The following is a 23,223-nucleotide window of genomic DNA, read 5'->3' as shown; positions in this document are numbered from 1 at the left end:
CTGAGAGGTCATGAGAGTGAGGTCTGGAGTGTGAGATTTAGCCCCGACGGCAAACAACTGGCTTCTGGGAGTGGTGACAACACCATCAAAATCTGGGACGTGACCACAGGGAAAGTCCTGAATACCCTGAAAGGTCATGAGAGTTCGGTCAATAGTGTGGGATTTAGCCCCGACGGCAAACAACTGGCTTCTGGGAGTGATGACAACACCATCAAAATCTGGGACGTGACCACAGGGAAACTCCTCAATACCCTGAAAGGTCATGATGATGTGGTCTTGAGTGTGGGATTTAGCCCCGACGGCAAACAACTGGCTTCTGGGAGTGATGACAAGACGATCAAAATCTGGGACGTGACCACAGGGAAAGTCCTGAATACTCTGAAAGGTCATGAGGATTCGGTCTTTAGTGTGGGATTTAGCCCCGATGGCAAACAACTGGCTTCTGGGAGTCGTGACAGCACGATCATTTTATGGGATTTGAATTTAGATAATTTAGTCACCAGTGGTTGCACTTTGCTGAATAATTATTTGATTGGTAATCCTCAAGTGTTGGCAGAATTAAAAGATTGCCAAACTCCATCTCGGTTATTATTAGCAGCAACGGTGTTAGTTATCCAAGGTGAGAACTTGGCAGCAAATGATGATCTGAATGGGGCTTTAGCTAACTTCCGCCAAGCTAAAGAATGGGATAAGAATTTACAATTTGACCCCCAAGCAAAAGCACAGGAGTTTGCTAACAAAGGCAAAGCTAAACGCAAGTGAGCGGAGTGAGAAAGTGTTGTCCAAAAAGGGCAAATTAGGGATTTGAAGGCGGGGAAAAATCCCTTTACTGATGCGGTGTTGAAGGAATTAACCCCACCCCATTGGTGTCAACTTAGGCTACAGATGGCTTATTTGTTGGCTTCCACACCCACCCAGAAATGAATTTCCGGGCTAATAGCGAAAGTAAACTAAAGTTTACTCAAAAATTTCCGGGTTATTTAGTCATCTTCAGATGACTTCTGCTATTAGACTGGGAATTCATTCCCAGGTGGGCTATGGGTTTTAGGTTAAGTTGACACCAATGAAGCTCTTGCTTTACCCCTACGTTTAGAATCAAACAATCCAGCCGTTTCGAGTATAACTTGTGTGTACACAATAGCCTCACAAAGGGGAGGGGACTGGATTTTCTGGTTTCCCCCCAAAGTATCGAGGGATTAAAGGGTGTAATTATCGGATATCAACAATAATTAGCATATATAGGAATAATATTTGATTTGTGAACATTGCCAGAGTCAGATCCCCGACTTCTTAGAGAAGTCGGGGATCTTGTTTTTCATAACTAATTTAGGATCGCTATATAGTCCAGGTGATTAAAAATTGCCTAGTACAGTGTATATTAATAATTGACAAAATAATTAAAGGAGAATTTACCCCATGAACAAATTATTAGATGAAACCCTATCTCATGAAATTGCCAAAGCCATCAAAAGTAAAGCCAAAAAACCTTTTGATAATGCTTATAAAGCAGTTTTAATCACCGAAGGTGCAAAGTATATTCAAGGCTTTTTAGTATTTGCTGGTCAGCCCTATAAACCAGTTGAACATGGTTGGATTGAAGTTAATGATGTAATTATAGATCCGACACTTCCCCATTTACAAAAAAATCCCCAAGAACTTTATTATTTTCCGGCTCAAGCTCTAAGTACCAAAAAACTCAAAGCCATTGTGGAAGAATCCAAAGAAGATTATCCAGAGGATGATCCTTTACCTATTTATGGTGAAGCCCCCTATGATTATTATGGTGATGTTATGTTGGGGGGGCTAGAATATTTGACAGCTTATCAAGCCGCACAGGCCAAATGTCAAGAAATCAATGGCTTAAATTTTGAAAAAAATTAGTCTCCCAGGACAGAATTTTACATTATTTTCCTCCTAAATTGTTATTTATGGGCATCTCTCCATCTCCAACTAAATCTGATACAGTATACCGTCGTCGAGAAAATGACTGGCGGTTATTTTTACGCTTAGTCCCCTATGGTCGTCGTCATGGCAAACTATTAGCAGTATCCATGTTAATGCTTGTTCCGATTGCTGTTGCTAGTGCTATCAAACCCCTATTAGTGGGACAGGCAATTTCGTTAATTCGCAAAGAACCAAGTACATATCAATTTCTGCAAAATATCCCTCTGTGGCAAGGTTTAAATATCCTGATTGGAATGTTGCTAATAGCAACTATTATCCGCTTAGTATTAATAAGTGTCCAAGGTTATTTAGTGCAAAAACTAGGACAAAAAATCACAGCAGATATTCGTGAAGATTTATTTACTCATGTAACATCTTTAGCTGTGCGGTTTTTTGATCAGACACCTGTAGGTAAATTGATTACTAGACTAACGAGTGATGTCGAAAGTTTAGGAGATGTTTTTTCCACTGGGGCTGTAGGCATTATTTCTGATTTACTATCTATGGTAGTAATTGTAGGATTGATGTTTTCCATTCAATGGCAACTTGCTTCTTTGTTGATATTCATCCTCTTGCCAATAACTTGGTTGATAATTTATTTTCAACAGCAGTATCGAAGGGCTAATTATAAAACCAGGGAAGAACTTTCTGTACTCAATTCTCAACTTCAAGAAAATATTGTCGGGATTAATATAGTTCAATTATTTCGCCGCGAAAAATTTAATGTTGAGTTATTTCGAGCTGCTAACCAACGTTATATTAAGGAAGTAGATATTAGCATTTGGTATGATTCCGCAGTTTCTGCAACCTTGGAATGGGTTGGTTTAATTGCTATTGCTGGAGTATTATGGTTAGGTGGTTGGTTATTGTTAAATCAACAAATCTCTTTTGGGATTTTATCAGCATTTATTTTATATGCCCAACAATTTTTTGAACCATTACGGAATTTTGCGGAAAAGTTTACGGTGATTCAATCTGGGTTTACGGCTATTGAAAGAGTAGTGGATATTTTAGATGAACCCATTGAAATTAAAGATTATTCTCAGCCTCAAAGTTCAAATGTAGATTTTGAATTTGGCTATATTAATGAGATAGTTTCTAAGTTAGAATCTCAAGATTTTACACCCGTTCCGGCTTTGGGAGCAATTAAGTTTGAAAATGTTTCCTTTGCTTATAAAGATGATGATTATGTGATTAAGAATTTAGACTTTACTATTCACCCAGGGGAAAAGGTGGCTTTAGTTGGTCCCACAGGTGCGGGTAAAAGTTCAATTATTCGGCTGTTATGTCGTCTTTATGAACCAACCCAAGGACGGATTCTCATTGACGGTGTGGATATCCGCGAGATTCCTCAAGTGGAACTACGACGTTATATGACGGTGATTTTGCAAGAGGCTTTTTTGTTTGCTGGTGATGTTAAAAGTAATATTACTTTAGGTGATAATTACAGTTTTGCAGAAATTCAACAAGCAGCAGAAAAAACAAATGTGGCGACGTTTATTAACCAATTACCCCAAGGTTATGATACTCAATTACGAGAACGGGCGACAAATCTTTCTAGTGGACAAAAACAACTTTTAGCCTTTGCGCGGGCAGCTATTCGTAATCCCCAAATTTTGGTTTTAGATGAAGCCACAGCTAGTTTAGATGTGGGGACGGAGGCTTTAGTTCAATCAGCTTTAAATCAGTTGTTAATCCAACGGACTTCAATTATTATTGCTCACCGTCTCTCGACAATTCGGAATGTAGACCGGATTTTTGTGTTGAAACGGGGAGAATTAATTGAACAGGGAAGTCATGAAGAATTGCTACAACAACAAGGATTTTATGCCACTTTGCACAATTTACAAATGTTAGGAGCTTAATCAAAGGTCTTGAAATGCAATCAAGGGCGCATAGCCTGCGCCCCTACAGGTTTTAAGATTTAAGGAAAATCAAAAATTATATTTTTCAATCTATTTCTGTGGCTATTTTGTCCCCACGTTCGAGTTCCCAAAGAATTTGATTTCCTTCCCGTCTTACCCGTGAAACTATCCAATTTCGCCAGCGCCATTCATCACCTCGGCTGGTAACGGCGCTAGAGTGAACACCCATTAAGTCTGCTAATTCTGAACTGGTAATTAGGTAGCCTTTTTCGGCAATTTCGTCTGCAATCCGTAAGGTTTCCACCAAGTTGCGAAGTTGTAAAACCCTGATTTCAGTGGGTTGTTCGTTGGTTGTAGTCGCAGTTGGTGTTGTAGATTGTTCCATAGTGCTTGTATCTGATGCAGACGGACTGCTTTCTAGTGTGTTTTTATTAGTTATTGTAGAGTTTATTGGATCATTAGATACTTTTGCTGGGCTTATTTCCCCAATTTTAGGTAAATTTTCGTGAAGAAGTCCAGGTAATAATTGTTTGAGGTGAGGGATTTTATGGTTAGCGAAGGAACGCGCAATGACATCACAGCGTTCATTGCCAATATTACCAGAATGTCCGCGAACGTGTTCCCATTGTACCAGTCGGCTATTGAGTTGATCCAGAATTTCTAGGAGGTCTTGGTTTTGAACGGGATTCCCATCTGCTTTTTTCCAGCCGTTCTTTTTCCAGCCTTTTACCCATTTTGTCACACAATCAATGACATATTTACTATCTGTGTACAGGGTAATAGGTTCAGTTTGTCGAGATGATTTGAAAAATTCCAAGGCAGCGATCGCTGCTTGCATTTCCATTTTATTATTAGTGGTGTGCTGGGATGAATCACCCATTTCATGGACTGAACCATCATGAAAATAGACAACTGTACCCCAACCACCAGGGCCAGGATTACCTGTGCAAGCGCCATCTGTATATATACTTTGAATTAGACTTTGGGTAGACATGATCAAATTAGAGAATTCTCAAGGATTGATACAGCACTTCCCGGTGTTATGAGGTACATATCTAGCGGGCAAGATGCCCGCACTACAAGAGTTTCATGATTCAACTTTGTACCTCATAAGAGCGGAAACCGCTGTATATTATTGATAACGATACATTAATTCCAAGTTCACAACTTTATTAGTGAAACCCCACTGTTGATAAAATGGTATCATCTCTGGTAAACAGAACAAAGCCATATTTTCAACTTCTTTTAATTGGGGATGATTAACGACTTCATCTAATAACTTAGCACCAAATCCCATTTTTCTGTAACTAGGTTTAACAATGACATCATAAAGAACTCCGCGATAAACAAAATCAGTCAAAATACGACAAAAAGCAATTAGTTCTTTTTCCTCATTTACTAAAGCGATGATAATATCAGATGCAGCTAACATTTTGACAACACCTGGATATATTCGGTTGTGACTCCAGAACTCATTTTTGTATAATTCCACAAGTTCGGAAATTTGGGTTTCATCTAATTGGTTAACAACTTGGTAATTCATTTTTTTGATTTTATCAATCCTGTAGATCTGAAGCAGAAATTGAATTTATCTTTTTACGAAAAGCTGAAAATTGACGGCTGAATGCTGACAATATAAACGGTGTTTTTGCTCTCATTTTTTCAGCATAAGCTTGATATTCTGCTATTTGTTGTTTAATTTCCGAAAAATGATCATGGTAATAATTAACTTAAATTAAAAAAAATTAACATAGATGACAAATCATAACTAACATCATGTTTTATTAATTTCATTAGACACAATTAGTTGTATGATATGAATGATAGGCAATCTGGTTGTCACTTCACCTAGTTAGGCGTAAAGAAACTTAATATTAATTACTCTTTTGCTTGTTGGTATTAGTTTCACTGCTAATCAGTTAATTTATGCCTGAATACTTAACTTGGTTATTTAGCACATGAGAAAGAAACATTCTGATAGCTTGCCTGACGCAGCCATAGCTCAATACTAGCAGCAAAAACCACAAAAACCTTCACGACAAAGACGGAAAAATGATCCAAAAAATTTTGTTGGCTGTCTCCGGTTTGGGACACGCGGAAGAAATGCTCAAGAACTTGAAAGAACTACCTTCATTTCGAGGAGCAAGAGTCACAGTTCTCCACGTTGTCACCCCACAAAGCACTGCGGCTGTAATGACTGACAAATGGGAAGAAGGGGGCAAAATTCTCGCTAAGGCTATTCAGTATTTAAACTTAGATCCCAGCCAGGTTTCTTCCATTTTGCGTCAAGGTGATCCCAAGGATGTAGTTTGTCAAGTCGCTGACGAAATGGAAGCTGACTTGATTATTATGGGTTCACGGGGAATGAAGCGGCTACAATCTATTTTCTCCAATTCCGTCAGTCAGTACGTTTTCCAACTGTCTTCCCGTCCCATGTTGCTAGTGAAAGATGACATTTATGTCAAAAACATTAAGCGCATTATGGTGGCAATGGATAATTCTGAATCTGCCAAAAACTGCTTAAATTTGGCTTTGTTTTTACTTAGGGGTGTTGCGGGTGGACAATTGGTTTTAGCTAATGTTAATGCAGATTTGGGTGGTAAATTATCAGGTATTACTGATCTTAAACCAGAGAGAAATTCTGTGTTAGGAATGGCTGTGGCAGAGGCAGAAAAGCAATCTGTAGCAGTGCGTTGTATTACTAGCAGTGGTAAACCTGGGGAAGAAATTTGTCGTTTAACTAATGAGTTGAATATAGACTTATTATTGATTGGTTCTCCGGACCGTCGCCCATCTATTGCTAAGAGTTTTGTTGATATAGATCGGCTCATTGGCTCGTCTTTATCTGACTATGTTCGTGTTAATGCTACCTGTCCAGTTCTCTTGGCACGCACTATTGGATAATGTCTTCATAATAGCAATACCTTGTCCATTTTTTGTAGGTCGGGTTAAGCGACAGCGCAACCCGACGCATTTCTTGGGTTATGGCTATGGCTCCTACGTCGCCACGCAAGCTATCGCCACACTTCGTGAACGTACCTCAACCCAACCTACATACAAATCAAGACTTTTTTCGATTTGGACAAGGTATTGTAATAGCGATGACTAAATAAAAACCCCTACACTATATTAGTTTAGGGGGGTTTTTATTTTATAGCCCAAGTATTAACTATCTTTTCCACCGATTTTAAAATGCTCACAAAAGCTAATAGCTGTTCGCAAGGCTGTTAATTAACCTTCAGTCTTGGAGGTTTGGATGTAAAGCATGATTAAAAACACGGCGGGTACTAATACGAACAAAATGCTCGCTACGAAACCCAAATCATTAACTTGCATAGCAAGATAGCCTTTTGTGTAATTTCGAGTCAACTATTCTAGAATAGCATCATCCATGACAGAGTGAAGCCAAATTTTTTAAGAGCCTTTAAGGTTTGGTAATGACGGTAACTGGTCCATTAACTAAGGTTTGACAAGCGAGACGGTAGTTATCAGGCTTGTTTTTGAATTTTTTGGTTTCTAAATCTGTACGCGGAGACAGGTTTTCTAATCCTTCAGTGATTTGGACAACGCAAGTAGTACATTGTCCAGCACCACCACAATTGGTCATTTTGCCGAAAAATTTATATATATCAATGCCATTTTCTACAGCTTTAAGTCGGAGATTAGCACCATCTGCGGCGACTATTTCTTGATTTTCTTTAACAAATTTGATATTTCCCATCGTAGCTTCCTGGTAATTTAGTATGTGACTGGATTAATTATATGGATTTATTGCAAAATATTAAGAACTATTAATTTTACCAAAAAATAGGACAGGTGGATGTTACCTGTCCAAAAAATTGGCAATGGGTAATTTATCTAAAACCCACTGCTGCTTGCCAAACAAATGCAAGTAACAAGAAGAAGACGGGAATAACAGGTAAAACATCTACCAAGGGGTCGAAGATTTGGTAAGCTTCAGGCAATTTTGCGAGTAATAGTGCTGCTTCCATGTTTGTTTAAATCCACCTAATAATCAAATATCTTTTATATGCGAGATATATTTTATCATGATTAGCTCAATGATCAGTCCTCAGTTTTTTCTAGATCAATTGCTGATGGTTCTAACCAGTGACCAAAATCGGTGACAAAACGATCGCTCAAAATTGATGCGCGAATCTTTTGAGTAAAGCGAATTAATTCGGTGATGTTATGAATAGTCAACAAAGTATATGCTAATATTTCCTGCGATCGCACTAAATGAGATAAATAAGCCCGACTGAAATTTTCACAGGTGTAACAAGGGCAAGTTGTATCCAATGGTGTAAAATCTTCACGAAACTTAGCATTTTTGATATTCCAGCGTTCACCGGAGACAATAGCCGTTCCATGTCTAGCCCAGCGTGTGGGAATAACGCAATCAAATAAATCTACCCCAGAAGCGATCGCAATGGCCATTTCTCGATAAGTTCCCACACCCATCAAATAACGGGGTTTATTCACCGGTAACAACGGCGCTGTAGTTTGGACAATTTGCGCCATTAAATCCGTTGGTTCACCCACGCTGACCCCACCAATGGCATATCCCGGCATATCCAACTGCGCCAATTCTTGAGCAGCACGGGCGCGTAAGTCTAAATATACTCCCCCCTGGACAATGGGAAACAATGCCTGATCCTGGCGTTGATGGGCGGATATAGAGCGTTTTAACCAGCGATAGGTTCGGTCAGTGGCGGCTTCAACTTCCTGACGAGTGGCAGGATAGGGAGGACATTCATCAAAAGCCATGATCACATCCGCCCCTAAAATATTCTGAATTTCAATAGAGCGTTCTGGCGTTAATTTAATGATTTGCCCATCATGAGGAGAACGGAAAGTTACACCTTCTTCAGTAATTTTCCGCATTTCGCTCAGACTGAAAACCTGAAATCCACCGGAATCTGTAAGCATTGGTCCAGACCAACCCATGAATTTATGTAACCCACCACCACCAGCAACGATGGCTTCTCCCGGTTGGAGATGTAAATGATAGGTATTAGCTAAAACCATCTGCGCTCCTGTTGCTCCCAGTTGGGCAGGGGTGATAGTTTTGACATTAGCTAATGTTCCCACAGGCATAAACCTGGGTGTTTCTACAATTCCGTGGGGAGTAGAAAATATTCCGGCTCTAGCTTTGGTCTGGCTACAGGTAGCGAGACTTTCAAAGGAAAAATTGGCGCTCAAGGCAAAAATACTAGTTATCTAAATTTATCCATCAACTTAACATTTTTGGTGTTACTTAGGGCGTTCGTGGGGGTTTTTGTCTTGTGAGGGTCATACCCCGCAATCCACTATGACCCCAAAGAGGATATGATTTCTTTAGTTAAGGTTTTGTGATACCTCCTTTCTTCTCAGGAATTACGCAAAATATCCCTCAAACCCTCATTTCTCTGTGTTCTCTGTGCCTCTGTGGTTCGTTATTCCATGAATTATGCGTAAGTCCTACTTCTACCTCATTCTTTCTCCTGACGGTCACTGAGCGAAGTCGATAGCGTAGCGTGGCGTTAGCCATAGTGCTGACTCCTTTAAAAAGAATCACAGCAGTCGTCATCAATTTCCGCATCCCATCTAGCTGCTAGGACTTGATCCATCATCGCTTCTATAACCGTAACGTTAAATTGGCGATCGCGTCGGGCTTGCAAAGGTGTGGAAAGAGGAATCAACCGTAAACACATTTCCTCTTGAACCAAGTCGAAGTAGGTTTCTTGTTGTGGGGATAGTTTTAACTCCAGATAATCAAAACTATCCACATTCACATATAGTGCATGGTTAGTGACTAGGGTAGACCGATGGGAATTAGCGAATACTTCCATTACATCCCCGTCACCCTCACTCAGTAGCTTGTTTTCTTGGGTGTAAATGTAGTGGACTCTACCTAAATCATTCAGCAATCGGCGGATATCGAGTTTGTTGACAACTATGCCCATGTTGACTATGCACGGGGCTGGCATTTTGGTGTGGGGTAGATGATGACTCATAGAGAAATAGCGGTTTATGAAAGGTGAGTGACAACGCAGCCAGACTATCAATGAGATGGATTGTTAATTTCCCATAGTTCCAAAATATCAAGTTTAGGAGGCGATCGTCTCATCTTTTGAGGTAGATTGTCAGTCTGGGAGTGATTTATGATGAGAACATTTATATTCATGAATACTGGAAGTATTTGACTAATGGAACTCTATATAAAGTATGGCTAACGTTTTGCGCTGGTGGCAACAGCAATTGCTAAATTTAGTTGCGGCTGTGATTTTCTATACAGCTATTCCCTTGCCCTATCTGCAAAATTTGGACTTCCAGAAGGTTGCTTGTTTTGCACCGGTGATTGGGTTGATGATTGGGGGGATTTTAGGTGGATTAGATACGGGAATGAATTATTTGGGTGTCCCCGTGCTAACTCGTAATGCTTTGGTAGTAGGTGCGTGGATAGCAATTACGGGAGGGTTACATTTAGATGGTGCGATGGATACGGCTGATGGTTTAGCGGTGGGTGATCCGAAACGCAGGTTAGAGGTAATGATGGATAGTGCTACAGGTGCGTTTGGAGCGATGTCTGCTATTGTGATTATTATATTGAAAATAACAGCTTTAACAGAAATAGCTGAAAACCATTATTTTGTATTAATGGCTGCTTGTGGGTGGGGACGTTGGGGACAACAAATGGCTATTTGTCAATATCCTTATCTGAAACCGACTGGTAAGGGTGCGTTTCATAAACAAGCGATTCGTTCTTATTTGGATTTGTTACCAAGTTTATTTTTATTGTTAGGTTTGAGTGCTGTTGTTTGGTTAATTAATCCCCAGAAATTAGTTTTATCTGTGGGGATGGTTTTGGCTGGAAGTGTGATTTCTGTTGTTACCGCAGCTTGGTTTAATTATCAGTTGGGTGGACATACGGGAGATACTTATGGCGCTGTGGTGGAGTGGACTGAAGCGTTATTTTTGTGTATAATTACCAGCTTTCTGTGATAATATATACCATCCTTCTATTGAGATAAATTTTGTAATAAGGAAGGTATGTATCATAATGATGATGAACAGGATTTTTATCATTTTCTAAAAGTGGAGTCCAGAAAAATTATGATTCTTAATGAACCTCAAGCACTAAAACCAATCTACAAAATGGAAGGTTTCAGCCATCCTTTGCTTCTCCATTCAGGCTCAATAGAGTTGAATGATACGTCGAATCCTCTTTACTCTGATAATGATTGAATTTATGCAATATTTACTTGATACTTGTGTAGCTAAATATCGCTAAATTGTCCGCGAGTTACTAATTTCTCATGCGACAATAAACGAGCCAAATAATGTTAGAATAAAATCACCCCTCTTAGATTTAGCTATGCGTGCGATTGAAACCACTGGTATCCTAAATACCCAAGGGCAAATCAAACTTGATCATCCCATTCCCCAAGCAAAGGACAGGGTTGTGCGCGTTATTCTTTTAATGCCAGAAGATGAACTTAATGAACAAACTTGGTTAGATGCTGTTTCCAATAACCCTAGCTTTGCTTTTCTGCATGATCCAGAAGAAGATATTTATACCCTGAAAGATGGACAACCTGTAGCTCATGAAGGGTAAAATCGTTTTAATTCAATTTCCCTTTGACGATTTATCTTCCAGTAAAGTCCGTCCTGCCTATTGTCTAACCAGTACAATTGGAGCATATCAGCACATTATTTTTGCCCTAATCACCAGCCGTATTCCCGAAAATCCCCTTCATACAGATATTATTCTCAGACCAGAAAATCCAGATTTTATTATGAGTGGTCTTCGTAAATCATCAACCATCAGACTTGATCATTTGGTAACACTTCGATCCTCACTTATTCAGCGTGAGCTAGGCTTATTATCGTTAAAGACTCAAACCTTAATTGTGGATATTTTGTGTGATATTTTACATTCCTAAAAAGCGTTCTGAAATTAATCCATACTAAAAACTATTCAGAGTATTACAGAGATGAATAAACGGTTGCCAAGTCGTTTAGGAAAGCTGCGCTTTCCTCTTGTTTTCGTTGTACCAATGACAACAGATAGAGGGCAAGAATGGGCTGTGAACTCCCCTGATTTATATATGCAATTTTCGGCTGGTGTAGCTGGATTAAAATCACCGTCAATTGCTTTATTAGATCAAGTGCGTGCAATTGATGTTTCTCGGATTGTGGCATATCGTGGTAGTCTGACATCAGACATATAAGTTTTTTCAATCTCTCTTTTTCAAAAAAATCACATCCTTGTGTTTATTGAGAATATTCTGAGTTAATTCTCAAGATTATTGAGAATGTAATCAATAAGCTAACGAGTTTACTAGGGTATTGACATCTTGAAATTTTGTGCTATTGTCAAGATATATAATTAGCGGATTTTTATATTCAAAATTGATGTTCCAAAATCCAGGGAATAAATTCCCTGTCTTATAGCTAAAGTCGGTTAAAACCGACTATTGAAAACATAAAATTTTATTTTCTTAGTTTTATTGAGTATAATTTGTGATAAATTAATCACGACTGATTAGGAATTGGTCTCAGATATAATTCAATTGCTTCTCTAAGATTGTTTTCTAACTTAACGGGTGACAAGGTGGCTAAACAGCTTGTTTCATAAGGGATAGAGCCTGAAAGCCACGTTGAAAAAAGAGGCGTTTATGCGGCTTGAGAGCAATTAAGTTCAGAGCTAAATCAGCCCATAAAAAACGCCTGAGTTTTGTAACTCAAGCGTTTCCCCGTATAACTTTCTACCAATTCACTATTTTTGTAACATTTGAAACCCGCAACTTAAATAACAAAAAGTATAAGTAGTGCTAGGAAAATTGTAACAAATATAAGCTGAAGTGGTATCACTCCTTGCATTCACTAAGGATATCTCTTTTAAAATCAAATGGCTAGTGTAGAGAGTGACACTTTCTGAACTGACACTAGTTAAAAATGAATCATAGTAAATAGTAGTTAATCAAACACGGCTAAATAGTAAATAGCGCAGTATTCCTGTATAAAGATGTCAGATTTGCCATAATTATATTTGGACTGGAGTAAAAATTTCTTGACAATTACATAAGCTAATAAGCTGTTAAATAACATCCAAATTATAGAATTACACTAGGTTCTCAGGTGGAACATGAATTTAGATTTAAGTTACATCAACGTGATGATGAAAACCGAGAATTATTGATGACAGTTTTAGCATTTGACCTTAAATTAAGAAAAATTACATAACCACCCCATACAACGTTACATTAATAGATACACAATTACTGGAATTTAACTATGCCACTAAAACGGTTTATTATCGAAATGGGAATGGGTGTAGACCAACACGGACAAGAACCAACGGTAGCAGCAGCAAGAGCAGTTAGGAATGCGATCGCTCACAATGCGTTGCCTGGTATTATGGAAGTAGCGGGCTTAAAAGATCCCAATGAAATGATTATAGAAGTCAAAATTGCCGTTCCTTACCCCGAACAAGTACGGGAAACAGAAGTATTAGCTGTTCTTCCCTTTGGTCAAAAAACCCTCATCTTAGAAGCAGGGGGAATGGTAGTTAATGGTTTAGCAATTGCTTCTCTCAACGATAAAAATGATGAAATGTTGATAGCTGTAGCCGCAGTTACAGTTTTTGTAGAAACTGCATAATTAACTTGAAAATATTGATTTCTTGGGGATTTTTTGAGTTAAAGTAGAGATACTGGGATCATCTCTGGCAGTAATTTTTCCAAATTATACATCTACATAACTCCAGCGAAAATGTCTCAAGATCCTCAAAAATCACCTCAAATCCAAGAAGTAATTGGATTAAAAGCACAACACTTTGCTGACTTAATTAGAGCCGCACAATTAGTTTTTGATCCGACTGCTGGCGTTACCGGCAGGAATGTCAAAATTGATTGGCAAGATTTTGGTATGCCTCGGAATATAGAGGATAATCTCAGAATTATTGGTGAAGAGTTTCAATATGCTTCTCCCCATGTTCCTGTTGATGTAATCTGGGGTAAATTAACCACAGAAACTCGAATTTGGTTTCTAGAAAAGAAAGATCAATTGTGGCAATTTGAAGAATTTTTACCTGCACTTGATGAAGATTAACTATTGCCAAAAATACTTTTTTCTAGTAGGATATATATATTTTGTATCCTACTTACTTACTAGAAAATAAATTTGATGAAAATTATAAATTTCCAGTTTTTATTAGTTTTGATTTCTTTGATATTGCCGATAATAACTCCGATTTCCCATAAGTCTAACATGGCTTTGGCAGGAAGTACAATAAATTATGATCAACCAATTATTAATGAGCAAATAGTTGTTAATAAGAGTGAATTTGGCGTAAAGATAGTCAACCCAGAAGGGAAAGTTAATTTTTTTCCAACAACTACAGTTCCCTTAAAAGAAGGTGATGCTTATGGTTGGAGAATTACATTTGACAACTATCAAGGTAACATTAAAGGTAAAGTTAAATGGCGGGAAGTTTTAACTTTACCACAAGCCCCCGAAACTTGGACAACAGAAAATAATAAAAATTTCTCCATATCAAAAGATGGAAAAACAGCAACTTCCACGCGCACAGTAACACCTGTGAATGGTGTAATTGAAAATTTTTGGACTATTGCTGCTGGAGATCCTTTGGGTAAACATCAAATAGAAGTCTATATTGATGAACGTTTAATTGGTACTTTTGCCTTTGAAATAGTTCCATTCTAAAATGACAGTTTTGTGCTAAATGTAAGTATAGCATCTTTTTTATAGACTAATTATGTTAATCTCATCTTCCATTTTTCTAGCTGGTGCTAGTCGCGGTGTTGGGCAAGAAATCGCTAAATATTTGATAGCACAACAAATCCAAGTTAAAGCCCTGTTGAGAACAGAAGCCGCTGCTGTGGTAGCAAAAGCAATGGGTGTTTATCCAATTCTAGGAGATGCGTTAAATGTAACTGATATTGAACAGGCAATTTTAGGAGATGAACCGATTCAAGCCGTTATCAGTACATTAGGTGGTTTACCTACAGATAATATCAAACCTGATTATATCGGTAATAAAAACCTCATTGATGCCGCAGTTAAAGCAGGAGTTAAAAAGTTTATTCTCGTAACTTCCATTGGTAGTGGTGATAGTGTGGTGGCTTTACCACCCCAAGCTTTAGAAGCACTCAAACCAGTTTTAATTGAAAAAGAAAAAGCAGAACAATATTTAATTTCCAGCGGACTTAACTATACAATTATCCGTCCTGGTGGTTTAAAATCAGAACCAGCAACCAACAACGGAATTATCACCGAAAATCCTCAGATTGTGGGTACTATTCATCGTGCAGATGTTGCCCAATTAGTTTGTCGCTGTTTAAATTCTGATCATACTAATAATAAAATTTTCTCAGCCATAGATCGGAACATGATATATCCAGGATTACCGGAATTTGTGGAATTTAATTTAGATTAGTTGTTGTTAACTTTGAGGACTAAAGTCCTCACTACTAATTCAATTTAAACAGAAAATACTACCCGAAACCCACACATTCTTAAACCACCGTCTGCTTCATTCCAACTTCTACTAGCGCTGCGACAAAGTTCTGCCCCAAAATTCCATGCACCACCCCTTAAAACCCGACGATGTTTATCACCTCCATCTTCCCAGACATTACCATTTGTAGGTGCGCCATGATAGTTATTATGCCAAGAATCTGCACACCATTCCCAGACTAATCCGTGCATATCATATAAACCAAAAGCATTAGCAACTTCAAAATAACCAACATTAGTTGTTTCTTTCCGAAATCTACTTTTTGGTTCTACAGAATAAGTATCGCTACCGCTACAGTTAATTAAATCAGAAGTAATAGTTTCTCCAAAATGGAAAGATGTGGTAGTTCCTGCGCGACAAGCATACTCCCATTCGGCTTCACTAGGTAAACGATATTCTCTCCCAGTTTTAATTGCCAATCTGGCACAAAATTCCACAGCTTCATACCAAGAAACATTTTCGACAGGCAAATTTGCACCTTTAAATTTTGAGGGGTTAGGGGGCAATTCTTGTTGAACTGGAGGTAAAGCTGCTATGGTTCTCCACTGTAATTGGGTAATAGGATATTTTCCCATGAAAAACGCTGGAACTATGACTTGATGTTGAGGACGTTCATCATCATCACCTTCACAACTTAGAGAACCCATGATAAAATTCCCATTGGGAATTGATACCATTTCTAAAGTTGTATTTCTGCCTAGTTCTTCTTTAAAATATTTAGTATTCCGTCTATCACGGTTAACTTCTCTCCCCGAAGTATCTACGGTAATTACATAAAAATCAAAGTTGGACAAGGAAGGTAAGGGAACAGTAATTTTTGGGGAAGGTGGAAGTATTAATGGTGGTTTAGGAAAGGAAGAAAATTTAATGACTACGGGAGATTTAGGAAAGTTCAAATCATCCAAAACATCCATTGCTGATTGATATCTATCATGTGCAAAATGTTGGAGTAACTTATCTAGGATTTGCTTTAATTCATCACTAATAGTAATTCCTTTGATTCGTAAACGTTCTGCCCATAACCATTTAGCATTCATGGCATCATAAAGATGATCTTGAAGTTGTCCATAATCATTTTGTAATGGTAAATCTTGAGTTAATAAGCGTACACAAGTGACACCCAAGGCATATAAATCACTTGCTTGACAAGCAAACCCAGCCATTTGTTCAGTTGGGGCATAACCAAGGGTATAAATAGCTGTTGCTTGTCTAGCTATACTGGTTTGAGTAACTTGTTTCGCACCTCCAAAATCAATTAATACGGGTTTTCTATCACTATCTCGACGCACAATGTTTTCTGGTTTGATATCGCGGTGAATTACATTATGTTTGTGAACAAAATCTATAACTGGTAATAAGTCAGCCAAAAGTTGCCGAACTTGGGTTTCATCATAAGCTTGATTTTGCAGTTCTTCGAGAAGAGTTTTCCCAATAATAAATTCCTGTACTAAATACAAACTAGAACCTTGTTCAAAGTAAGCTAAAAGTCGGGGAATTTGGGCATGGTTTTCTCCCAAATCGTAGAGTCTAAAAGCTTCTTCTCTGAAAAATTCCGCTGCTTTGGCACGTTGTCCAGTTCCCTGAACTTGGGGGAAAAATTGCTTAATTACACAGGGTGCATTCAGTCTATCTACATCTTCAGCAGCGTAGGTTCTGCTAAATCCACCTTCACCTAATAACCTCAAAACCCGGTAACGGTTTCGCAGCATTTCCCCAAAATTACTTTCTTGACAACTCAGACAAGATTTAGAGGTTTTCGGGTTGAAGGGGTTGGAACAATTGGGATTTTGACAAATTTGCATGAATGTTGAGAAAATAGCATCTTTTCAAAATTCATCCCCAATATTATTAAGTTGTCTAAACTATGATTTATTTGATTTCAATGATTATTGTGATTAAAATTATAGGTAATCATAAAAAATCATCTTGATCACAAAAAATATAAACTATGATTTATTTGATTTCTATGATGATTATGATGTATATCACAAAAATCACAGTTAAGACGATTTATTTATGAATAACACTTTCAAGTTGAGAAATCTGTGATGTTTGTTGCTGAAAGTTAATACAAAAAAAATTGTCAGCAGGGGACGGAGTTTCCCCGCCCCTACAAATATTTAAATTTCGCAGCTTAACTCACCGGCTTTTTTGGTAAACCGACGGTTTTCTCGATAATCTACCCGACAATCTATCACCGCTGGTACATCTTGTGCCAAAGCTTCTTTAAGTAAGGGAACAAAATCTGCCACAGACTCCACTCGATAACCTTTCAGTCCCATACTTTCGGCAAATTTGACAAAATCAGGATTACCAAAATGGACAAAAGATGAGTTACCAGCCCCAAATTGGTTTTCTTGTTTCCACTCAATTAAACCATAGCCACCGTCATTAAAAATCAGGGTAACAAATGGTGTTCCTACTCGCAAAGCAGTTTCTAATTCTTGACAATTCATCATAAAACCACCGTCACCAGTGGCAGCGACAACTTTCCGATCTGGATAAACTAATTTTGCGGCTAATGCACCAGGAATCGCAATACCCATGGCAGCAAAACCATTGGAAATAATGCAAGTATTGGGACTATGACAATGATAATGTCTAGCAATCCACATTTTATGGGCGCCAACATCAGAAATTACAATATCATCTGGTCCCATAACTTGCCGCAAGTCATAAATTAGTTTCTGCGGTTTAATGGGAAATTCATCATCGTTGGCATATTCTTCGTAATCAGCGCGAATGTTAGAACGTAAGCTAATAGAATAGGGATTGGGTTTATTGTGTCTGTCTGCTAATTTTAATATTTCATTAAGAGAATCAGAAATATCGCCAACTATTTCTACTTGGGGAATATAACTACTATCAATTTCCGAAGAAGTTGCCGCAATATGAATAATGGGAATTGTCCCTTCTGGATTCCATTTTTTGGGAGAAAATTCAATTAAATCATAGCCAATTGCTATGACTAAATCTGTATTATCAAAGCCGCAGGTAATGAAATCTCGTTGTTGTAATCCCACAGACCAAAGTGCTAAGGGATGGGTATAGGGAATGACTCCTTTACCCATAAAAGTATTCACAACGGGAATATTCATTTGGGTGGCAAATTGCGTAACTGCATCACTAGCATGGGCGCGAATTGCTCCATTTCCGACTAAAATGATGGGATTAACGGCTTGGGAAATTGCCCCGGCAGCGGCGCGAATACTGGCAAAGGAAGCATAGGTTTTTTCGCTATTATCCTTATTTAAAGGTTTGCCTTCGACAGGCATGGCGGCAATATTTTCTGGTAAGTCAATGTGAACAGCACCGGGTTTTTCAGTTTGCGATCGCTTGAAGGCTTTTCTCACAACTTCCGGTGTAATACTCGGCCTGACAATCTGTTTATTCCACTTAGTAACTGGGGCAAACATTGCCACCAAATCTAAATATTGATGGGATTCAATGTGCATTCTATCTGTTCCCACCTGCCCCGTAATTGCCACTAATGGCGCACCATCTAAGTTAGCATCTGCCACCCCAGTCATTAAATTAGTTGCCCCAGGACCAAGGGTAGAAAGACAGACTCCGGCTTTTCCTGTTAACCTACCATAAACGTCAGCCATGAAGGCTGCACCCTGTTCATGACGGGTAGTAATAAATTGAATTGAGGATGTTTTTAAAGCTTCCAAAACGTGCAAATTTTCTTCACCAGGAAGTCCAAAAACATATTGAACTCCTTCGTTTTCTAAACACTGTACTAATAATTCTGCGGTATTCATAATTTTGGTGATTGGTAATTGGTGATTGGTAATTGGTAATTGGTAATTGGTAATTGGTAATTGGTGATTGGTGATTGGTAATTGGTAATTGGTAATTGGTGATTGCTTAATTTTCTTCTTTCTTCTTTCTTCTTTCTTCTTACTCCTGAACTCCTGAACTCCTGACTCCTGACTCCTGACTCCTGACTCCTGACCCCTTACTTCACCCAAATAGTTTTCACATTCACAAATTCATGTAAGCCTTGAATACTCAACTCCCTACCGTAGCCAGAACGCTTAATGCCCCCAAAGGGTAGACGGGGATCTGATTTAACCATGCTGTTAATAAATACTGCACCAGCTTCAATTTCTTGAATTAGGCGATTTTGTTCTTCTGTATTTGTTGTCCATGCACTTGCACCCAAACCAAAGGGACTATCATTAGCTAATGTAATTGCTGCTTCGATATCAGGAACTCGGAATAATAATGCCACTGGGCCAAAAAATTCCTCTTGGGCAATTGGTGTATCTACAGGAATATCTATGATAATTGTGGGCGGATAAAAGTTCCCTGACATTTCTGTTAACGGGTGTCCACCGATGAGGACTTTACCACCACTTTTTACCGCATTTTTAACTTGTTCGTCTAATTCTTGGAGAATATCAGGAGTTGCCAATGGTCCCAAATCTGTATCTGCTGCCATTGGATTACCAATTTTCAGGGCTTGAAATTTTTCTAACAGCAATTTTTCAAATTGATCAGCCACAGATTCAGCAATAATAAAACGTTTCGCAGCAATACAAGATTGTCCATTATTTAACATTCTTGCTGTTACTGCGGTGCTAACTGCTGTTTCTAAATCGGCACTTTCTAAAACAATAAATGGGTCACTGCCCCCCAATTCTAAAACAGTTTTTTTGATTTGTTTCCCAGATGCAACGGCGAGGGATATACCTGCTGGTTCACTACCTGTCAAGGTTGCGGCTTTGATGCGATCATCAGCCATCAAATTGGCAACTTGAGAAGCACCAATTAATAATGTTTGAAATACACCTGGGGGAAAACCTGCACGGCGGATAATATCTTCGATCGCCAGGGCGCACTGTGGCACATTGGAAGCGTGTTTGAGTAGCCCCACATTGCCTGCCATGAGTGCTGGTGCAGCAAACCGGAAAACTTGCCAAAATGGAAAATTCCAAGGCATGACGGCGAGAATTACCCCTAAAGGTTGATATTTTACAAAACTATGACTAGCATCGGTTTTGATGGTGACATCAGCTAGAAAACTAGGGGCATTTTCGGCATAATAACGACAAACCAGGGCGCATTTTTCAACTTCTGCGATCGCCGCTTTTAATGGTTTACCCATTTCCAGGGTCATCAATTTCCCTAAATCTGCCTTTTCTTGGTCTAAAATAGTCGCTGCTTGTTCTAACCAGTGCGATCGCTCTATAAAACTCGTCTGACGGTATCTTTCAAAAGCCTTTCCTGCCAAATCTAACTTAGCAACAATTTCTGTATCATTTAGTGGCTCAAAAGTTTTGAGCGTTTCCCCAGTGGTGGGATTAATGGTAGCTATAGCCATTACCTGACCTCCCATTAAAAAATAGTTTGAGGTAGCTTTCCAGTCTTACACACATTCATCAAAGAAGCTAACACGAAAATTGACTTCGAGAGAAAATAATCAACAATAGTTTTGCGGGGATAATTATTTATCTTTCCTCACTACAAACTTTGAATTATTCAAGCCGTTCTACTTAGTTTTGACTTTTACTACCAGATAAATACAAATTAGCGGTTACATTGGCGGTAATTCTAAAGATATATTTCCAAAAAATCCTTTCCGAAAATCAGTGATCATTTGTCTGGCTGCGCGTTCTACATCTCCTTTATAGCGATGCTCTGCTAAAACTTGTAAATATTCTTCTCCTGTATAAATGATGGAATCGAGATCATATCGTGTAAGTAATGGATGTGGTGGTAATGAATTAGAATGCGTTTCTTGAAGTTGATTCAGTATATCTACGAAGGCTGCGGCTATCAGTTGATTATCATAAGCTGCTTCACCGATATCATCACAAATAGCTAATTTGATGGCTGCGGCTTGGCTGTCAAGTCTGGCAGGAATAACACCAGGAGCATCTAGTAATTGTAGCTGATCAGAAATTCTTACCCACCGCAGTTGCCGGGTAACACCTGGACGGGCTGCGCTTTCTACAACTCGCTTACCAATTAAACGGTTAATTAAAGCTGATTTACCGACATTGGGAAAGCCAATCACGACAGCCCGAACAGGACGGGGTAACATTCCCCTATCTGTGCGGCGTTGGTTAAGTTCTATACCCGCTGCTTGGGCGGCTTTGGTAATGGCGGTGATACCTTGACCATGTTGAGCGTTGGTAAAATATGGAACTTCGCCTCTATTTTTAAACCACTCTATCCAGCGCGATCGCACTTGTGGCAGAATCATATCTACCCGGTTCAGTACCAATATCCGTGTTTTCGTCCCTACCCATTCATTCATTTGTGGGTGATTTGTGGTTATGGGAATGCGAGCATCTCTGACTTCTAAAACCACATCAACCCGTTTTAACTGTTCTTTGAGATTTTTTTCAGCTTTGGCAATGTGGCCTGGATACCATTGGATCAGATTTAATTTGTAGTTTTGTGTTATTGACATTTATTGTTTGTTAGTTGTTAGTTGTCAGTAGGGGCGAAGCATTTGGAAGATAAATTATCGGTCATTGCCAAAAATAGTTCTCCAAATGCTTCGCCCGTACAGTTGTCAGTTGTCAGTGGTAATAATATTTGCTTGTTCCCTGTTCCCTGTTCCCTGTTCCCTGTTCTCTATTCCCTCTTGATGAGATTGGTGTAAAATTAATCTGTTGCCGTCGGGGTCGTAGGCATAAATTTCTTGACCGTGGGAAGCTGTAGAAATCGCTCCGGGTGGGGTACAGCCTAAAGATGTCAGGTGAGATATAGCGGTTTCTAGATTATTCACTTCTAAACACAAACTTAGCGGACTTTGGACATAAGTGACAAATTCCGGTTCGTTTGCCGATTTGGGTTTAAAAATCCCTAATTTTAAGCCAGAAATTTGAAATTCAGCATAGATATGGGGAATTAGTTTCTTTGGTTTTTGTTCTAGTAATTGAGTATAGAAACTGACTATATTATCAAAATTAACTGTGGCTATGGTGATAATTATACTATTATATTGCATATTTATTTTTACCATAGATTTGCCCCAGGAGCGGAGTTAATTCATCACCAGCGATCGCACCCAGCATAATTATTAGTTTAAATTAGTTTTTCTAAACATATTTCTTTTTTCTAGTAGTCTGTCAAATTTATTTTGACGGGTTTTTGGTAGTGCGGGCCGAAAAGCCCGCGTGAGCGAGACGCTCACACTACAGTCTATCATTTTTATCTTGACAGACTACTAGTCTTGCACAACTGTGAGCGATCTTTGACTTTTATCTAAAAAACATTATGTTTCTAGCTAAATCAAAAGCTTTGGATCATCCATAATCTCCAATTTTGACTACCATTCGCTTATATCTCAGGGCTGAAGTCACTGAGTTTTACACTTACCGAATATTTCTATAAGTTATTTGTATGGGATTTTGGCAAAAAAGAACATTCTCAATTATTGGGGGTTTATTCTCATTATTATTGAGAATTTTATCAATAATGTAACGAGTTTTGGTAATTTCAGCTAGGGGGGTTGACAGTGTTCCGAGTTTCGGGTATGCTTATGATATGAGTGGAAAAGTGTGCGCCCATATATATAAGGTTTTTATTTATCAAGATAATTATTTCCCAAATAAATCCCTCCAAGCAGGGAAATAGGAAAATAAAATTTGTCCTCATAACCAAAATACCAAGACGTTATCTTGTATCTCAGAATGAAGAATTTATTTAGATGAATTACCACCGGGTTCAATTGGTATGGGGTTAATTGAGTTAATTGTCAGTCAGGAAGTACAAGCACCGGAATTAGTTAAAACTCTCTTGGACAGAACTAAGACAGAAGTTGAGAATGACAGAGAAAAACAAGGTATTATAGAATTGTTGGAGACTGTTTTATTGTCCAAATTTTCACAATTAAGCCGTCAGGAGATAGAAGCAATGTTTTTAGTGAGT

25 protein-coding genes and 1 pseudogene are annotated in these 23,223 nt (G+C 38.6%); 14 read left to right on the top strand and 12 right to left on the bottom strand.

Going from position 1 to position 23,223, the window contains the following annotated elements; genetic code table 11:
- The 3 genes from PN450_RS16755 to PN450_RS16745 form a co-directional block, all read left to right on the top strand.
- Positions 1–762, top strand: a 762-nt coding sequence (locus PN450_RS16755) for a WD40 repeat domain-containing protein (RefSeq protein WP_271836990.1), incomplete at its 5' end; no start/stop codon positions are given.
- Between the two features lie 654 nt (positions 763–1,416).
- A complete protein-coding gene (locus PN450_RS16750; RefSeq protein WP_213712845.1) occupies positions 1,417–1,881 on the top strand; it encodes a hypothetical protein in 465 nt (154 codons plus the stop codon).
- Positions 1,882–1,928: 47 nt separating this feature from the next.
- The gene (locus PN450_RS16745; RefSeq protein WP_271836989.1) at positions 1,929–3,809 is read left to right on the top strand and encodes an ABC transporter ATP-binding protein; all 1,881 of its coding nucleotides are present in this window, start codon (positions 1,929–1,931) and stop codon (positions 3,807–3,809) included.
- 85 nt (positions 3,810–3,894) lie between these two features.
- Here PN450_RS16745 and rnhA read toward each other — a convergent pair whose 3' ends face one another.
- Both rnhA and PN450_RS16735 read right to left on the bottom strand, forming a co-directional pair.
- The gene (rnhA, locus tag PN450_RS16740; protein WP_168633668.1) at positions 3,895–4,803 is read right to left on the bottom strand and encodes a ribonuclease HI; all 909 of its coding nucleotides are present in this window, start codon (positions 4,801–4,803) and stop codon (positions 3,895–3,897) included.
- A gap of 138 nt (positions 4,804–4,941) precedes the next feature.
- Positions 4,942–5,352, bottom strand: a complete 411-nt coding sequence (locus tag PN450_RS16735) for a GNAT family N-acetyltransferase (RefSeq protein ID WP_271836988.1) — start codon at positions 5,350–5,352, stop codon at positions 4,942–4,944.
- Positions 5,353–5,861: 509 nt separating this feature from the next.
- On the opposite strand from PN450_RS16735, the gene PN450_RS16730 reads away from it, so the two are divergent.
- Positions 5,862–6,713, top strand: a complete 852-nt coding sequence (locus PN450_RS16730) for a universal stress protein (protein WP_148760575.1) — start codon at positions 5,862–5,864, stop codon at positions 6,711–6,713.
- Positions 6,714–7,040: 327 nt separating this feature from the next.
- Here PN450_RS16730 and psbM read toward each other — a convergent pair whose 3' ends face one another.
- The 5 genes from psbM to PN450_RS16705 form a co-directional block, all read right to left on the bottom strand.
- Positions 7,041–7,145, bottom strand: a complete 105-nt coding sequence (psbM, locus tag PN450_RS16725) for a photosystem II reaction center protein PsbM (RefSeq protein WP_015079946.1) — start codon at positions 7,143–7,145, stop codon at positions 7,041–7,043.
- A gap of 88 nt (positions 7,146–7,233) precedes the next feature.
- Entirely contained in the window at positions 7,234–7,530 is a 297-nt protein-coding gene (locus PN450_RS16720; protein WP_015079947.1) for a 2Fe-2S iron-sulfur cluster-binding protein, read from the bottom strand.
- A 133-nt stretch (positions 7,531–7,663) separates the two neighbouring features.
- Positions 7,664–7,801 (bottom strand): photosystem II reaction center protein K, encoded by a 138-nt coding sequence (locus PN450_RS16715; RefSeq protein ID WP_006195022.1) that lies wholly within the window; start codon positions 7,799–7,801, stop codon positions 7,664–7,666.
- Between the two features lie 73 nt (positions 7,802–7,874).
- Complete coding sequence (tgt, locus tag PN450_RS16710) at positions 7,875–9,011, bottom strand: tRNA guanosine(34) transglycosylase Tgt (RefSeq protein ID WP_213719265.1); 1,137 nt, start codon at positions 9,009–9,011, stop codon at positions 7,875–7,877.
- Between the two features lie 341 nt (positions 9,012–9,352).
- On the bottom strand, positions 9,353–9,805 hold the full coding sequence (locus PN450_RS16705) for a hypothetical protein (RefSeq protein ID WP_271836987.1): 453 nt from the start codon (positions 9,803–9,805) through the stop codon (positions 9,353–9,355).
- A 211-nt stretch (positions 9,806–10,016) separates the two neighbouring features.
- Here PN450_RS16705 and cobS point away from each other — a divergent pair, with 211 nt between their 5' ends.
- From cobS to PN450_RS16665, 8 genes are all read left to right on the top strand, one after another.
- Positions 10,017–10,793, top strand: coding sequence for an adenosylcobinamide-GDP ribazoletransferase (gene cobS, locus PN450_RS16700; protein ID WP_271836986.1), 777 nt, complete (start codon positions 10,017–10,019; stop codon positions 10,791–10,793).
- Positions 10,794–11,166: 373 nt separating this feature from the next.
- Positions 11,167–11,406, top strand: coding sequence for a hypothetical protein (locus PN450_RS16695; protein WP_041458354.1), 240 nt, complete (start codon positions 11,167–11,169; stop codon positions 11,404–11,406).
- Entirely contained in the window at positions 11,396–11,734 is a 339-nt protein-coding gene (locus PN450_RS16690; protein WP_213712859.1) for a type II toxin-antitoxin system PemK/MazF family toxin, read from the top strand. The genes PN450_RS16695 and PN450_RS16690 overlap by 11 nt, the downstream gene beginning before the upstream one ends.
- A gap of 51 nt (positions 11,735–11,785) precedes the next feature.
- Complete coding sequence (locus PN450_RS16685; RefSeq protein ID WP_271836985.1) at positions 11,786–12,022, top strand: type II toxin-antitoxin system PemK/MazF family toxin; 237 nt, start codon at positions 11,786–11,788, stop codon at positions 12,020–12,022.
- A 1,066-nt stretch (positions 12,023–13,088) separates the two neighbouring features.
- Positions 13,089–13,454 (top strand): Lin0512 family protein, encoded by a 366-nt coding sequence (locus tag PN450_RS16680; protein WP_148760589.1) that lies wholly within the window; start codon positions 13,089–13,091, stop codon positions 13,452–13,454.
- A gap of 111 nt (positions 13,455–13,565) precedes the next feature.
- Positions 13,566–13,904: a hypothetical protein gene (locus tag PN450_RS16675; RefSeq protein ID WP_148760591.1), complete on the top strand. Its 339-nt coding sequence runs from the start codon at positions 13,566–13,568 to the stop codon at positions 13,902–13,904.
- Between the two features lie 75 nt (positions 13,905–13,979).
- The gene (locus PN450_RS16670) at positions 13,980–14,519 is read left to right on the top strand and encodes a hypothetical protein (RefSeq protein WP_148760593.1); all 540 of its coding nucleotides are present in this window, start codon (positions 13,980–13,982) and stop codon (positions 14,517–14,519) included.
- 52 nt (positions 14,520–14,571) lie between these two features.
- Positions 14,572–15,252, top strand: coding sequence for an SDR family oxidoreductase (locus PN450_RS16665; RefSeq protein ID WP_148760595.1), 681 nt, complete (start codon positions 14,572–14,574; stop codon positions 15,250–15,252).
- Positions 15,253–15,296: 44 nt separating this feature from the next.
- On the opposite strand, the gene PN450_RS16660 is transcribed toward PN450_RS16665, so the two are convergent.
- The 4 genes from PN450_RS16660 to ylqF all read right to left on the bottom strand — a co-directional run bounded on the left by PN450_RS16660 (position 15,297) and on the right by ylqF (position 21,757).
- Positions 15,297–17,135 (bottom strand): bifunctional serine/threonine-protein kinase/formylglycine-generating enzyme family protein, encoded by a 1,839-nt coding sequence (locus PN450_RS16660; protein ID WP_271836984.1) that lies wholly within the window; start codon positions 17,133–17,135, stop codon positions 15,297–15,299.
- A 318-nt stretch (positions 17,136–17,453) separates the two neighbouring features.
- Positions 17,454–19,097 carry an acetolactate synthase large subunit gene (locus PN450_RS16655; protein WP_271836992.1) on the bottom strand — a complete coding sequence of 548 codons (1,644 nt, stop codon included), beginning with the start codon at positions 19,095–19,097 and terminating at the stop codon, positions 17,454–17,456.
- A gap of 197 nt (positions 19,098–19,294) precedes the next feature.
- Positions 19,295–20,662, bottom strand: a complete 1,368-nt coding sequence (locus PN450_RS16650) for an NAD-dependent succinate-semialdehyde dehydrogenase (protein ID WP_271836983.1) — start codon at positions 20,660–20,662, stop codon at positions 19,295–19,297.
- 213 nt (positions 20,663–20,875) lie between these two features.
- Positions 20,876–21,757: a ribosome biogenesis GTPase YlqF gene (gene ylqF / locus PN450_RS16645; RefSeq protein ID WP_213716990.1), complete on the bottom strand. Its 882-nt coding sequence runs from the start codon at positions 21,755–21,757 to the stop codon at positions 20,876–20,878.
- A 21-nt stretch (positions 21,758–21,778) separates the two neighbouring features.
- On the opposite strand from ylqF, the gene PN450_RS23965 reads away from it, so the two are divergent.
- Positions 21,779–21,952 carry a hypothetical protein gene (locus tag PN450_RS23965; protein ID WP_334311498.1) on the top strand — a complete coding sequence of 58 codons (174 nt, stop codon included), beginning with the start codon at positions 21,779–21,781 and terminating at the stop codon, positions 21,950–21,952.
- Positions 21,953–22,015: 63 nt separating this feature from the next.
- Here the strand turns inward: PN450_RS23965 and PN450_RS16640 are convergent.
- Positions 22,016–22,300, bottom strand: a pseudogene (locus PN450_RS16640) (VOC family protein); the annotation flags it as partial.
- A gap of 692 nt (positions 22,301–22,992) precedes the next feature.
- Here PN450_RS16640 and PN450_RS16635 point away from each other — a divergent pair.
- The coding region (locus PN450_RS16635; RefSeq protein WP_271836991.1) for a DUF2887 domain-containing protein at positions 22,993–23,223 on the top strand (231 nt) is incomplete at its 3' end.

This window comes from Dolichospermum lemmermannii CS-548, assembly GCF_028330815.1.
Taxonomy (GTDB): Bacteria; Cyanobacteriota; Cyanobacteriia; order Cyanobacteriales; family Nostocaceae; genus Dolichospermum; species Dolichospermum lemmermannii.
This window is presented reverse-complemented; position numbering and strand designations above follow the sequence as displayed.